The sequence below is a fragment of the Blautia sp. An81 genome (genome assembly GCF_002161285.1).
GTDB lineage: Bacteria > Bacillota > Clostridia > Lachnospirales > Lachnospiraceae > Blautia > Blautia ornithocaccae.
Genome location: NZ_NFHH01000003.1, coordinates 1 through 13,174, shown reverse-complemented (window position 1 = coordinate 13,174; position 13,174 = coordinate 1). Strand labels below are relative to the sequence as shown.

The window sequence follows — 13,174 nt, the reverse complement described above, 5'->3', positions numbered from 1 at the left end:
ATGCACCCCTTACATAGTTTCCTGTTTTGCCTTTTCTATGACCTCGTCGATAGTTCCTACATTGAAGAACGCATTTTCCGGATACTCATCCATCTCTCCGTCAAGGATCATCTTAAAGCCCCTGATGGTCTCTTTCAGCGGGACATATTTTCCCGGAATACCGGTAAATACCTCAGCCACATGGAACGGCTGAGACAAAAATCTCTGGATCTTTCTGGCTCTTGCCACTACCATACGGTCATCCTCTGAAAGTTCTTCCATACCCAGGATGGCAATGATGTCCTGAAGTTCACTGTATTTCTGAAGATATTCCTGTACCTTTCTGGCAACCTCATAGTGTTCTTCACCCACTACGTCTGCTTCCAGAATACGGGAGGTAGATTCCAGCGGGTCCACCGCCGGATAGATACCCTGTTCCACGATCTTTCTGGAAAGAACCGTTGTTGCATCCAGATGAGCAAAAGTTGTTGCAGGAGCCGGGTCTGTAAGGTCGTCGGCAGGAACATAAACTGCCTGTACGGAAGTTACAGAACCATTTTTTGTAGAAGCGATACGCTCCTGAAGCTCGCCCATTTCTGTAGCCAGCGTAGGCTGATAGCCTACTGCAGAAGGCATACGTCCCAGAAGCGCAGACACTTCAGAACCGGCCTGTGTAAAACGGAAAATATTGTCAATGAACAGAAGCACGTTCTGATGCTCCTCATCACGGAAATATTCTGCCATGGTCAGACCTGTCTCTGCCACGCGCATACGTGCGCCAGGGGGCTCATTCATCTGTCCGAATACCAGAGCGGTCTTTTCCAGAACTCCGGATTCTTTCATCTCTGTCCACAAGTCATTACCCTCACGGGAACGTTCTCCAACACCGGTGAAGATAGAATATCCGCCGTGTTCTGTGGCAATATTGCTGATCAGCTCCTGAATCAATACGGTCTTACCAACACCGGCGCCGCCGAAAAGACCAATCTTACCGCCTTTTGCATAAGGAGCCAGCAGGTCGATAACCTTAATTCCTGTTTCCAGGATTTCCACTACCGGGCTCTGATCCTCAAAAGAAGGCGGGTCTCTGTGGATGACCCAATGTTTGCTGTCGTCTAACTGTTCTCCGCCATCAATAGCCTGTCCCAGAACGTTGAATAGACGTCCCAGGGTTTCCTTTCCTACAGGAACAGAAATGCCTGCTCCGGTGGCAGTTACTTCCATGTCCTTGCAAAGACCGTCACTGGAGGCCAGCATGATGCAGCGTACAGTGTTGTTTCCAATATGCTGAGCTGCCTCCATGACCAGCTTTTTGCCGTTTACTTCTACGGTCAGGGCATCTTTGATGTACGGAAGGTCTTGGTTTTCAAATTCAACGTCTACTACAGGCCCCATGACCTGTACGATTTTACCTTTATTCATAATAAAAGGAAACCTCCTTCCTTTCTTCTGTTATTTCTTTTTCTGCGCCTTGGCTCCGCCGATAATCTCTGTAATCTCCTGAGTAATAGCGGCCTGACGCACACGATTCAGTTTAATGGAAAGATCCTTCAACATATCCTTGGCACTGGTAGTGGCAGCATCCATAGCCATCATACGGGAATTATGCTCGCTGGCATAAGATTCTACCAGACAGCAGTAAATGAACCCTTTCAGATAGTTCGGTACAATACTGTTCAACACCTCATGGGCCGAAGGGACCATTTCAATCTCTTCCTGATGTATATCTACCAGAAGCTGTGCCTGAGGGTTGAAAGCTGCCTTTTTCAGAGGCAGGAGCTGACTGCTCTCTGCCACCATAGTAGCCGCATTGACCATACGGGTATATACAATATGGACTTCATCCAGCTCTCCATCCAGATACATAGCGATCATCTTTTCTGCAATAACTCTCGCCCGGTGTCTGGTAGGTTTCTGCACGGTATAGCGAAAGGTTGTATCCACATCCATATGCTTTTGAGCAAAATACCGTCTTCCCACTTCTCCCAGGACAAAAAGCTCTGTATGAGGATTCTTTGCAATCTGTTCCTCAGCCAGCTTGAAGATATTATGGTTATAAGCTCCTGCCAGACCTTTGTCTGCAGTAACTACAATATACCCCACTTTTCTATCCTCTGCACTGATCTGAGGCCGCTCATCAAAATACTTGTGCTCTATATCCGGCACATGACGGAGGACACGGCTGATCGCAGACTGGAGAGCATAGAAATAAGGCTCTGTATCTGCCAGTACCTGTTTTGCTTTCTTCATCTTAGAAGAAGAGATCATGTACATGGCATTGGTGATCTTCATTGTATCCTGAATACTTTTTATACGGCTTTGAATTTCTTTTGCGCTTGCCATCTCATCACCTGTTCTTGTTCTTAAATTCCTCTGCTGCCTTGAGAATCTGCTCTCCTAATTCATCTGAAAGAACTTTCTTCTCCTCGATCTCCCTGCAGATTTCAGGATGCTCCTTCTCAAAGTAGGCCAGCATATCCATCTGGAATGCTTTTACATCTTTTACAGGAACTCCTGTCATAACCTTATGGGTAGCAACCCAAAGTGTGATTACCTGTTCAGAAGAAGACAGGGGTCTGCACAGGGGCTGTTTTAAAAGTTCCATAATGCATTTTCCATAATCCAGCTGGGCCTTGGTAGACTCGTCCAGATCAGAAGAAAACTGTGTAAAGACTTCCATCTCACGATACTGAGCCAGATCGATACGCATGCTTCCAGATGCTTTTTTCATAGCCTTTGTCTGGGCTGCTCCACCTACACGGGATACAGAAAGTCCTACATTTACAGCAGGACGGACACCTGACATAAACAAATCTGTTTCCAGGAAAATCTGACCGTCTGTAATAGAAATAACATTCGTAGGAATATAGGCAGAAACATCTCCTGCCTGGGTCTCAATAATAGGCAGCGCCGTAATGGAACCTCCCCCTGCTTCTTCACTCAGCCGGCTGGAACGCTCCAGCAATCTGGAGTGGAGATAAAATACATCACCGGGATAAGCCTCACGTCCGGGAGAACGCTCCAGGAGGAGAGACAGAGCACGGTAGGCAACTGCATGCTTTGACAGGTCATCATATACGATCAGTACATCTTTGCCCTGGTACATGAAATACTCTGCAAGAGCGGTTCCTGCGTAAGGCACAATATACTGAAGAGGCGCACAGTCACTGGCTGTTGCTGAAAATACGGTAGTATATTCCATAGCCCCATGTTTTTCAAGAGTTCCCACCAGTTTCGCCACGGTGGAAGCTTTCTGTCCGATTGCCACATAAATACAGATCACACCTTTTCCTTTCTGGTTCAGGATCGTGTCTGTGGCAATAGATGTCTTACCTGTCTGACGGTCTCCGATGATCAGCTCACGCTGGCCCCTTCCGATAGGGAACATGGAGTCGATAGCCAGAATACCGGTCTCCAGGGGTACTGATACCGATTTACGGTCAATGATACCAGGCGCTTCATTTTCAATTGGACGATAATCTTCAGCCTGGATTTCTCCTTTTCCGTCGATAGGAGCTCCCAGAGCATCCACGACTCTTCCGATATAGCCTTCGCCTACGGGAATACCGGCTCTCTTTTCCGTGCGGGCAACTTTTGTACCCTCACGGATACCAGTATCCTTTCCGAAAATAATAACGCCGATCTCATTTCTTTTGATATCCTGCACCATTCCTTTGACACCGTTTTCAAATGTTACGATCTCACCGTACATGGCATGGTCAATCCCGTAAACAGTTGCGATTCCGTCACCAACCCAGATCACGTTTCCGACTTCCCGGACACCTGCTGTCATATCGAAATTTTCTATTTCTTCTTTCAGAATAGAAATGATCTCTTCTGAATTGATTGAACTCAAACCGTTCACCTCCAGATCAATTTTTGTTGTAATGCGTTGATACGGCCTTTTAAGCTGTAATCAAATTCCTGGTCATGGGTTCTTATCAGAAATCCCCCTACCAGACTTTCATCCTTTATAATTCGTATTTCAGCGTCCTGAGTATGGTATCTGTCCAGAAGGAATTTCCGGATTCCCTCCAGCTGTGCTTCTGAAGGAGCAGACACACAGTACAGGTCCGCTGTCAAAATCTTATGCTGTTCGTTATAGTAATCCTGATATGCCTGAAAAATTTCCGGCAGAAGCGAGGCATGTGCATATTTGCAGACTATACAGAGAAAATTCTTCATCTCCTGGGGAAAAATCCTTTCAATTACCCTTTCTTTTTCTGCCAGGGTAACTACCGGACTTTCCAGAACAACAGACAGCTCCCCTACTTCTTCCAGAATCCTGCGGGAAACTTCCACTGCTTCTTTTGGAATGGAAAGTTCATAGAGAACTTTACCGTAATTAATGGACGTCTGTGTCATTTCCATCACCTGCTTTAGCTAAAAACTCATCATAGAGCATACTGTTGCCTTTCTCTGTGCTTCCTTCAGAAAGAAGTTTTCTGGCAGCCTCCAGGGCCAGACCGGCAATCTCTGACTTAGCGCCCTGAAGAGCATTTTCTTTTTCCTGCTCTGCAGTAACTCTGGCATTTTCAATAATTTTTGCTGCTTCCAGATTTGCTTCTTTCACCATACGCTCACTCTCGCTTTTGGCATCTGCTCTGGCTGCTTCAATAATCTGGGCTGACTCTTCTTTTGCCCCTGCCAAAGCGCCTTCATAATGTCCTTTTAATTCCTCTGCCTTTTCCTGGGCCGCCTTTGCGTTTTCCAGTTCCTGAGCAATAAGGTTTTTTCTCTTTTCCATGATCCCCAGGACCGGACCCACAAGGAAACGCTTCATCAAAAGATAAAAAATTATCAGGTTTATAATCGTCCAGACAAGGCTCCAACCAAGATTTAACATCTTTTTTTGTACCTGCCTTTCTTTTCAATAATTTGATGATCAGCTGATTATAAGAATAAGATCAGCAGAGCGATAACGAAACCGTAGATAGCTGTTGCCTCTGCAAGAGCACATCCTAAAAGAAGAGCTGTACTGATCTTGTTTGCTGCTTCAGGCTGTCTTGCCACTGCCTCTACTGCTTTGGAAGTTGCGAGACCAATACCAAAACCTGCTCCGATACCTGTTAATACTGCAATAGCTGCTCCGATTGCTGCTGACATAATTCATTTCTCCTTTTCTTCTAAACTTAATTGATAATAAAACTAAATTTGATTTTTTAATCTTTATTCCATCTGTTCTTTCATAAAAAGCGATGTCAGAAAGACAAAAACATAGGTCTGGATCAGACCGTCAAAAACATCAAAATACAAACTGAATGGGATGGGCAAGATCGCCGGCATCAACATCTTTAATAATTCCATGATTACAAATGCTCCGATCACGTTTCCAAAAAGCCGCATGCACAGGGAAACAGGACGGATCGCAATCTCCATTATATTAATGGGCGCGATGATAGGCATAGGCTCTGCAAATCCCAAAAAGAATTTTTTCAGGCCTTTTTTCCGCAATCCGGAATAATAAATGAGCACAAGACTCATGATCGCCAGGGCTGCCGTTACATTCAGGTCCTTCGTAGGCGGTTTAAATCCGAAAAGCCCAATTAAGTTGGCTGCGCCTATATAAAGGGCTACTGAGATCAGATACGGGACATACGGCTTTCCGTCTTTTCCGATGGTATCCATAAAGAAATCATTCAAAAACCCGATAAAAGACTCCAGTGCAAGCTGAATCTTACCGGGTTTCTCCACTTTGAGATTTCTTACAAGGATTACCGACAGAATTGTCAGTACAGCCATTATGATCCACGTAACGACTACAGATTCATTAACCGGGATGCCGCCTAAGATGGGAATGGTAAATACGGTTTCGCAGTTCAGCTCTTCCGTAATCCTTTCAGCAATGCTGTTCGTAAGACATCCTCCCTTTCTGTATCAGTGGATTTTTGACTTTCTCCTTTCTTTAATTTTCTCTTATACACTTTTCATAATTAAATAAAAGAAACTTTTCTCTGCTGTTTCTTCTTATTTAATTATTAGTTACATTACTGCTAAAAAATTTTTTTGTCAATCATTCCTTTTTTCATTTTTCAAAATTCAAAAAGGGAAAAATTTTGTCAAAAACACTTGTACTTTTTCCATCTTTCCCAAAGTTTTTGGATGAAATTCTCGTGTTTTTTTTATACCGATTGGTAGGTACTGGTTCTACCACTTGCAATCTGCCACTTTTTTATCATTTTCTTCAAAAATTTTCATAACTTTTCACTATAATGCCTTACATCAAAAAAAGAAAAGGTGCTTTTATTGTATAATCCAAAACACCTTTTCCCTTTGTTTTCTAGTAAAAGCTTTACTTATCTCCATTGTACAGAGAGTCCGCCCCTCTCCTGTATGCTGAAGGACTCAGAATCCCAGCCTTGGAAGTACGTTTTTCGGCTCATCGATAATGACCAGATCTGCTTTTTCATCCATAAAATGTTCTTCGCTATGTATGATCACCAGCTTCTTTCCTTCAAAATACCGAATATATTTTGAAAAAACTTCCGACTCCATGCTGGTCCCCATAAGCATGAGCACCTCTGCCTGTTCTACCTGCCTGGTAGCCTCTGACATGACCAGGCTGTCCAGCATCTCTCCATAAAGTGTGACGCCTGGCCGGATTACCCGTCCGCAGTTCTCACATCTGGGAATCTTTTCAGAATCCCGGATATACTCCATAGAATACTGCCTTCCGCAGTGGGGGCATTGGTTATGATATATGGAACCATGGATAGAAATCACATTCTTACAGCCGCCTCTCTGGGGCAGGTCGTAAACATTGCTGTCAATGATGCACTGAAGTTTTCCTGCTGCTTCCATCCTGGCTGCCACATAGGCAGACTCTGTTATCTGGGGAATATTTCCCAGTATCTCTGTCCGGTAAAAATTAAAGAACTGTTCTGTCCGGTTATTATAAAATACTGTGGTAAAAATATCCTCCGGAGATAATCCGTACTTTTTCTCCGTCTCATAGGCCTGCTCAGCCGATTTCAGTCCCTGATAGCCGCCTTCCTTCATCATGCCAGAGCCACCCAGCATTACCGTATAACTGCTCTCATTTATGACTTTTTTCAACAGCTCTATCTTCTTTTCCAGAATATCCATAGAAACACCCCTTCCATCATTTACTTGCACCTATTTTACCATTTTTTCATAACATTATAAAGAGTTTTCCCCTGTTTCTCCCCTTGTCTCATGTATTTTCTGGGAATTTCAGCCGGGGTATGATAGAATGATACAAAAGCCAATACTTTAGGAGGTTTTAACCTATGGAAATGGAAAAACTGATCATCGCAGGGGCAGGGCCTGCAGGTGTATCTGCAGCCCTCTACGCCGTCCGCTCCGGCATCACCCCTCTTGTTCTTCATAAAGGGGGCGGCGCCCTGGAAAAAGCCGTAAAAATCGAAAACTATTATGGTCTTCCCCAGCCGGTCTCAGGAGCAGAACTGTATCAGAACGGGCTGGAACAGCTGAAATCTTTTCAGGTCCCTGTCATGGAAGAAGAACTGCTGGCCGTAGAATATGACGGAGACTACACCGTTCATACCACAGAGCATACTTATCACAGCAAAGCCCTGGTCCTGGCCACAGGAGCCAAACGAAATACCTTAGCTCTAAAAGAACTGAAAAAATATGAAGGCAGCGGCATCAGCTACTGCGCCATCTGCGACGGGTTCTTCTACAGGGGAAAAGAAGTGGCTGTTCTGGGAAACGGTCCCTACGCCCTTCACGAAGCCAAAGTCCTGGAGCCATTGGCCGCGAAGGTTACCATTCTTACCAATGGAATAGAAGCAGATTTCCAGGGGGAAACTCCCGGAGATATTCCAGTAGAAACCAAAAAACTCCTCTCTGCCGGTGGAGAAGGGACCCTCTCCTATGTAGAACTGGAGGATGGTTCCAGGCTGCCTGTCTCTGGCCTCTTTGTGGCTCTTGGAACAGCTGACAGTACAGATATCGCTCGGAAACTGGGGCTGGTCATTGAAAACAATCATATCCTCATAGAGCCGGACACCAGCACTCCCCTCCCCGGTCTTTACGCCGCAGGAGACTGTACCGGCGGCATGCTCCAGATTGCAAAAGCCGTATATGAAGGGGCCCTGGCAGGAACTAAAGCAGTAAAGTATTTAAAAAATGTGATTTAATCACAGACATTTTACAGAAAATGTATTATACTGGATTCATATTCAGTATTCATAGCATGTGAAACTGAAATTATACCTCAGGCTAGTTCAGTAAAAAACAAAACAACAGGCCAGGGGAAAACAAAAAGGAGAGATGATTTTATGGCAATGGAAATAACAATGGATAATTTTGAGCAGGAAGTTCTTAATTCTGATGTACCGGTAATGATCGATTTCTGGGCAACCTGGTGCATGCCCTGCAAGATGCTGGCCCCTGTCATTGAAGAGCTGGCCGAAGAAGCCAACGGCGCCTATAAAGTAGGCAAGATCGACGTAGACAGATCCCCCAGTCTGGCAGCCCAGTTCGGTGTAATGAGCATTCCTACTGTAATCGTATTTAAAAACGGAAAGGCTGCTGAAAAATCTGTAGGTGTAGTTCCCAAGAACCAGCTGGAAGCCATGCTGAAATAATAGGCAGCCTACTACTTTGCATACTATACAAGATAAATACCCTCTGCTGACAGAGCCGGCTTCTCTGGGCAGAGGGTATTTTATACAAATCTGACAAATCTCTTCTTAGTTCAGAAGCTTGTACATTTCTTCTTTATTTTCTAATTTCACTTCACCTCTGGTCAAAGTGATATATCCCTTTTTGGCCATCTGCTTCAGAATCCTGCTCACTGCCTCCCTGGCGCTTCCAATCTGCCTTGCCAGTTCTTCATGGGTCACAGATATCAACTGAGAATGATTCTTAGCCGATTCATCCAGAAGAAAGGCAGCAACCCTCTGGGTAAGGCTGAGAAACATAATCTGCTGCAGGGCCTCTACTACATCGGAAAAACGTTTGGCTGCTTCTTTATAAACAAAGTTCTCTGCATACACATTCTTCTTCGTAATCTTTGATAAGGTCCCCACTGGAATCAGCAAAGCCTCCACATCTGTCTGCGCCTCAATCTCCACATCAAAGGTAATGGCGGGAAGGATACAGGAAGCTGTCAGCACACAGGCATCTCCCTGACGCAGCCGGTACATAGTGACTTCCTTGCCCTCGTCGGAAAGCAGATACGTCCTCAGAATACCTTTCTGGATAAAAATCTCCCCCAGACATTCCCTTGCTCCGGAATAAACACTGGCTCCTGCGGGGTAAAAAACTTTCCTGGATTCCCTCTCCAAAAGCTCTCTCTCTTCTTTTTCCAGATGCTCCCAAAAAGGAAGTCCCTCTAAAATTTCCTTAATTTCTTCTGACATTTTTCTATCCTGCCTTGTAATTTATTTTTAAGTCTTTTACAATAATTATATACTCTCCGCATACACGGAGGTAAGTTCGTTTTAGCTCCCTGCCTGTTTTGTAAGAAACAATGTAGGGAAACACATAGGCTTTAAACCTGAAAAAACAGAAAAGGAGCACTGCAGCTTTATGAAACAAAAAAACAGACTTATGATTTTCCTTTCCGCCCTTTTTGTATGTATTCTGACTCCCATACTCATCCTCTGCCTTCAGCGGCGCCAGTCCCTTCGGATCGCCTGCGTGGGAGACAGTATCACTTATGGCGCCGGCATTTCGAACATCTCAAGAAACTCTTATCCTGCCAAGCTCCAGAAATTTCTGGGCTCCCTCTACCAGGTAAAAAATTTCGGAGCCAGCGGCTATACTCTGCAAAAATCCGGAGACTATCCCTATTGGGAAAATGAAAACTTCCAGAAAAGTCTCGATTTTGCCCCGGATATTGTCCTGTTGATGCTGGGCACCAACGATGCAAAACCTCAGAACTGGAAAGACCCGGAAGCCTTTCTTTCTGATTATCGTGAAATAATCCGCTATTATCAGGAACTTGAAAGCAGTCCTCAGCTTTATCTTATGACGCCGGCTACAGTCTTTCCTCAAAACACAGATCCTGAGCTTCCGGATAACGATTATGACATTTCAGCTGAAACCGTGGATCTGATCACAGAACTGATCCGAAATCTGGCTCAGGAGCTGAACCTGCCGCTAATCGATATCCATCAGGCCACCAGCAGCCACCCGGAATTTTTCCGGGAGGATGGCGTCCATCCCTGCGCTGAAGGTGCAGAATTCATTGCCCGGCAGGTCTATGAAGCCATAAAAGACTGACTCTTCTTTTCAGCTAAATCTGCCTATATCCTTCCTTCTTTTCTCAGATATTCCAGGAAGGCCTGACAGCCTTCCAGAATATCATCATAGGTCACGTCAAAATTCCCGGTATACCAGGGGTCAGCAATAGCTCTTGGATGTTTAGAAAAATCCAGGAGCATATGGATTTTATGAACCGGATCTTTTTTCACGATCCGGTTCATATTCCGTATATTCCACTCATCCATTCCCAGAAGAAAATCATATTTCTCATAGTCTGATTTTTTCATCTGAACTGCCTTGTGAGGCAGCACCGGTATTCCTGTCTCCCGCATTTTCCTGACTGTTCCGTAATGAGGGGGATTGCCGATTTCTTCTGTACTGGTAGCTGCGGAATCAATATAAAACAGGTCGGACAAGCCGGCCTTATTAATCATATCCTGAAAAACAAATTGAGCCATGGTGCTGCGGCAGATGTTGCCGTGGCATACGAAAAGTACTTTAATCATAGTTTTGTTTCTCCTTGTTTTGCCCCGGAATGCCCTGTTTTGCAAGGGTTTCCGGGAATTTTGTTGTTGGTTTGATTTTGCTCTGAAATGTGTGATTGTGGCAAATCAGAGCAAGGTTGAGCATGTTGTTACTACCTGTTAGTAGTAAAATTGGTAGTAAAAGGAAAATTCCTACTACTAAGCATTCTCGTGATATATCATCCTTATATTTTTAGAACCACATATCGGACATTTTTCTGGTTTCTCATGTATTGCCACATCATGATCTTGCATTAAACAATTTTCACAAAACAGATATTCTTTACTAAACAATGCTTTTCTTTTTGCCGCAAGTTGTCGCATTATTTCCCATTTGCTAGGATTTTTCCCTATAATAAAATCAGGCGTAATAAAAAGTGATGTTTTAACTTTCAAGAATGTATCATCCAATTCTGTTTCAATATATTCATAATCGTCATATAAAAAAATAACATATCTTCTTTCTCTTTCAGCTTTCCATTTGCTATCTTTAACAGAAAGAATCCAATATTGCAATATCTCCTGTAAAAACATTTTCTTATTATTGTCAGATAAATCAAACATGTCTATAACGCTAAATAAGTATTGTAATTCCGTCTTTGCTTCTTCAATATCATATAAAACATCAAATGTTATTACTTGAGCTATATATGGTCTTTTCATAGTATCTGGCAAATCTGCGTCAGCGTCAGCCTTTTTTGTCAATGTATATAATCCAATAGGTCCAATCAGGTCCACAATTCTATCATTTTTATATCCATACAAACATTCTCCATAACCGTCTTGCATATGGCTATTATTTATTGACTTACTGAAACATGACACATAATAGTTTCGTGTCTCAAAAAAATCAATGTCTTTTATCCAGTCATAATGAATCCATGACATATCTTCAAACAATTCTGGAATAACTTTTTTCTCTCGCTCATCATTAAGCAGCTCTGTTTTCTTCATCCAAATTTGATGATTACTAATACTACTCTTTGCAACTTCTATTGGCAGATATTTACAAATATAATCATTGTTATACCCATTTCTCGATTTTAAAATGAAATTGCTTATCATCATCATAAGCACACCCTTAACTGGTCGAATGTTTGCAGGCTGCTTATTCATTCTAAGTAGTTTTGCTTCTATTGCTAATAATTTGTATAATTCTTCTCTTGTAAATTCCCATAACTTTTCTCTTTTACTTCCATGCATATTACTAATATCCAGTAACATAGATGTATATGAATGAGTCAAGGTATCAATCTCTTCTTCCGTTTGGCAGCTTTTTAACGTTTCCTCTACAATTTCTATTAATTGTTCTGCAAATGACTTATTCTTTTCTATTGTGAACTTTTGATACGCTATGTGATACAATCTCAGTGGGAACATAAGCCCCTGTTCATATGGTATTACACGATATGTATTTTCTTCATCACAATTAATCACAGGATTAAACCAAGAAGTAATTTTCTGTAATCTAGTTACCTGCGTTATAATATTGTATATATATGTTTTTAATGAAGATATTTGATATGCATTACCAACTAAATAGAGAAAATTCAGTATCCCAACTTCATACTCGGTTACACGAACCAATCCAGAATTCTCATTCAAATTCAAATCATGCTCACACGTTAAAGACAAAAGGACTTCTCTTGTCTTATAAGACGGATTTTTCTTAAATTCTTCTACACATTCACATAATGTATCTAAAATCTGCTCACGAGCATTCGCAGGCCATTTTTCTGGCTTCTCCGCTGTTTTTTCCTCGTAATACATTTCACAACCATTCCTTTCATATGAAATCAAAACCGCTTTTCCCATCTTCCTAAATCACCCTGATTATATTATATCCTCTGAACCTACTTTTTTCCACAAAAAATAACGCCCCAGTCTATACCAGAGCGTCATCCCATTTCCATATCAAACCACCTTAAACATCTTCTGCTCAACCTCCGCCTGTGCCTTCCTAAACTCTTCCATCCGTTTCAATTCTTCCTCGGCATCATCAAACCCAATATGCGTGTACACATTCATGGTAACGCTAATATCCGAATGCCCCATGAGGTATTGTAATGTCTTTGGATTCATTCCCGATTTTGCCATATTGGAGCAATAGGTATGTCGGCATACATGAGGCGTGATATTTGGCAACTGCACCCGGTAGATGTCATTGTATCTGCCGACCATATGATTGAAGCGGTGCTGCCAATGCATTGCAACAAGTGGCATTCCATTATCATCGTAAAATAGAAATCCACTATATCCGTCTATGGATTCCCGTTTTCCGTCGTAGTACTAGGAAATTTCCGGCGTTTCTTTTTTCTCTTTTTTCGTTTCTTCTTCCGCCCCTCGATTTTTCCCTTATTTACAACAAATTTTTAATGCCCTTTCGGGGCTTTTTTTATTGGAAAAATTTTTTTGATATGTTATAATAATAGTACTCTATAGCACTTTGTTCGGAGGTCAATTATGGCATACTA

The 13,174-nt window shown here is 42.8% G+C and carries 14 protein-coding genes and 1 pseudogene; 3 read left to right on the top strand and 12 right to left on the bottom strand.

What is annotated here, in order from left to right; genetic code table 11:
• Positions 1-9 precede the first annotated feature (9 nt).
• The 8 genes from atpD to B5G33_RS03455 form a co-directional block, all read right to left on the bottom strand.
• Positions 10-1,401 (bottom strand): F0F1 ATP synthase subunit beta, encoded by a 1,392-nt coding sequence (gene atpD / locus B5G33_RS03490; protein ID WP_087271240.1) that lies wholly within the window; start codon positions 1,399-1,401, stop codon positions 10-12.
• A 30-nt stretch (positions 1,402-1,431) separates the two neighbouring features.
• Entirely contained in the window at positions 1,432-2,322 is an 891-nt protein-coding gene (gene atpG, locus B5G33_RS03485; RefSeq protein WP_087271243.1) for an ATP synthase F1 subunit gamma, read from the bottom strand.
• Between the two features lie 4 nt (positions 2,323-2,326).
• Positions 2,327-3,835, bottom strand: coding sequence for a F0F1 ATP synthase subunit alpha (atpA, locus tag B5G33_RS03480; RefSeq protein ID WP_087271246.1), 1,509 nt, complete (start codon positions 3,833-3,835; stop codon positions 2,327-2,329).
• A 5-nt stretch (positions 3,836-3,840) separates the two neighbouring features.
• A complete protein-coding gene (gene atpH, locus B5G33_RS03475) occupies positions 3,841-4,344 on the bottom strand; it encodes an ATP synthase F1 subunit delta (protein WP_087416770.1) in 504 nt (167 codons plus the stop codon).
• Positions 4,325-4,825 carry a F0F1 ATP synthase subunit B gene (gene atpF / locus B5G33_RS03470; RefSeq protein ID WP_087271252.1) on the bottom strand — a complete coding sequence of 167 codons (501 nt, stop codon included), beginning with the start codon at positions 4,823-4,825 and terminating at the stop codon, positions 4,325-4,327. The genes atpH and atpF overlap by 20 nt, the downstream gene beginning before the upstream one ends.
• A 47-nt stretch (positions 4,826-4,872) precedes the next feature.
• Positions 4,873-5,085 carry an ATP synthase F0 subunit C gene (gene atpE, locus B5G33_RS03465; RefSeq protein ID WP_087271255.1) on the bottom strand — a complete coding sequence of 71 codons (213 nt, stop codon included), beginning with the start codon at positions 5,083-5,085 and terminating at the stop codon, positions 4,873-4,875.
• 63 nt (positions 5,086-5,148) lie between these two features.
• Positions 5,149-5,814, bottom strand: a complete 666-nt coding sequence (locus B5G33_RS03460) for a F0F1 ATP synthase subunit A (RefSeq protein ID WP_330396641.1) — start codon at positions 5,812-5,814, stop codon at positions 5,149-5,151.
• A 510-nt stretch (positions 5,815-6,324) separates the two neighbouring features.
• Entirely contained in the window at positions 6,325-7,065 is a 741-nt protein-coding gene (locus B5G33_RS03455; protein WP_204247335.1) for an SIR2 family NAD-dependent protein deacylase, read from the bottom strand.
• Positions 7,066-7,229: 164 nt separating this feature from the next.
• Between B5G33_RS03455 and B5G33_RS03450 the strand changes: the two genes are divergently transcribed.
• Complete coding sequence (locus B5G33_RS03450) at positions 7,230-8,102, top strand: NAD(P)/FAD-dependent oxidoreductase (protein WP_330396331.1); 873 nt, start codon at positions 7,230-7,232, stop codon at positions 8,100-8,102.
• Between the two features lie 141 nt (positions 8,103-8,243).
• Positions 8,244-8,552, top strand: coding sequence for a thioredoxin (trxA, locus tag B5G33_RS03445; RefSeq protein ID WP_087271261.1), 309 nt, complete (start codon positions 8,244-8,246; stop codon positions 8,550-8,552).
• Positions 8,553-8,657: 105 nt separating this feature from the next.
• On the opposite strand, the gene B5G33_RS03440 is transcribed toward trxA, so the two are convergent.
• Positions 8,658-9,329 carry a Crp/Fnr family transcriptional regulator gene (locus B5G33_RS03440; RefSeq protein ID WP_087416768.1) on the bottom strand — a complete coding sequence of 224 codons (672 nt, stop codon included), beginning with the start codon at positions 9,327-9,329 and terminating at the stop codon, positions 8,658-8,660.
• Positions 9,330-9,498: 169 nt separating this feature from the next.
• Here B5G33_RS03440 and B5G33_RS03435 point away from each other — a divergent pair, with 169 nt between their 5' ends.
• Positions 9,499-10,194, top strand: coding sequence for a GDSL-type esterase/lipase family protein (locus B5G33_RS03435; protein ID WP_087271266.1), 696 nt, complete (start codon positions 9,499-9,501; stop codon positions 10,192-10,194).
• Between the two features lie 23 nt (positions 10,195-10,217).
• Here the strand turns inward: B5G33_RS03435 and B5G33_RS03430 are convergent, their stop codons facing one another.
• The 3 genes and pseudogenes from B5G33_RS03430 to B5G33_RS03420 all read right to left on the bottom strand — a co-directional run.
• On the bottom strand, positions 10,218-10,682 hold the full coding sequence (locus B5G33_RS03430) for a low molecular weight protein-tyrosine-phosphatase (RefSeq protein ID WP_087416767.1): 465 nt from the start codon (positions 10,680-10,682) through the stop codon (positions 10,218-10,220).
• 177 nt (positions 10,683-10,859) lie between these two features.
• Positions 10,860-12,515: a hypothetical protein gene (locus B5G33_RS03425; protein WP_087416766.1), complete on the bottom strand. Its 1,656-nt coding sequence runs from the start codon at positions 12,513-12,515 to the stop codon at positions 10,860-10,862.
• Positions 12,516-12,614: 99 nt separating this feature from the next.
• Positions 12,615-12,971, bottom strand: a pseudogene (locus tag B5G33_RS03420) (tyrosine-type recombinase/integrase); the annotation flags it as partial.
• Positions 12,972-13,174: the final 203 nt, after the last annotated feature.

Coding starts and splice junctions, on each gene's coding strand:
- atpD (WP_087271240.1), bottom strand. CDS start 1,401: ATGAATAAAGGTAAAATCGTACAGGTCATGGGGCCTGTAGTAGACGTT.
- atpG (WP_087271243.1), bottom strand. CDS start 2,322: ATGGCAAGCGCAAAAGAAATTCAAAGCCGTATAAAAAGTATTCAGGAT.
- atpH (WP_087416770.1), bottom strand. CDS start 4,344: ATGACACAGACGTCCATTAATTACGGTAAAGTTCTCTATGAACTTTCC.
- atpF (WP_087271252.1), bottom strand. CDS start 4,825: ATGTTAAATCTTGGTTGGAGCCTTGTCTGGACGATTATAAACCTGATA.
- atpE (WP_087271255.1), bottom strand. CDS start 5,085: ATGTCAGCAGCAATCGGAGCAGCTATTGCAGTATTAACAGGTATCGGA.
- B5G33_RS03455 (WP_204247335.1), bottom strand. CDS start 7,065: ATGGATATTCTGGAAAAGAAGATAGAGCTGTTGAAAAAAGTCATAAAT.
- B5G33_RS03450 (WP_330396331.1), top strand. CDS start 7,230: ATGGAAATGGAAAAACTGATCATCGCAGGGGCAGGGCCTGCAGGTGTA.
- trxA (WP_087271261.1), top strand. CDS start 8,244: ATGGCAATGGAAATAACAATGGATAATTTTGAGCAGGAAGTTCTTAAT.
- B5G33_RS03440 (WP_087416768.1), bottom strand. CDS start 9,329: ATGTCAGAAGAAATTAAGGAAATTTTAGAGGGACTTCCTTTTTGGGAG.
- B5G33_RS03435 (WP_087271266.1), top strand. CDS start 9,499: ATGAAACAAAAAAACAGACTTATGATTTTCCTTTCCGCCCTTTTTGTA.
- B5G33_RS03430 (WP_087416767.1), bottom strand. CDS start 10,682: ATGATTAAAGTACTTTTCGTATGCCACGGCAACATCTGCCGCAGCACC.
- B5G33_RS03425 (WP_087416766.1), bottom strand. CDS start 12,515: ATGGGAAAAGCGGTTTTGATTTCATATGAAAGGAATGGTTGTGAAATG.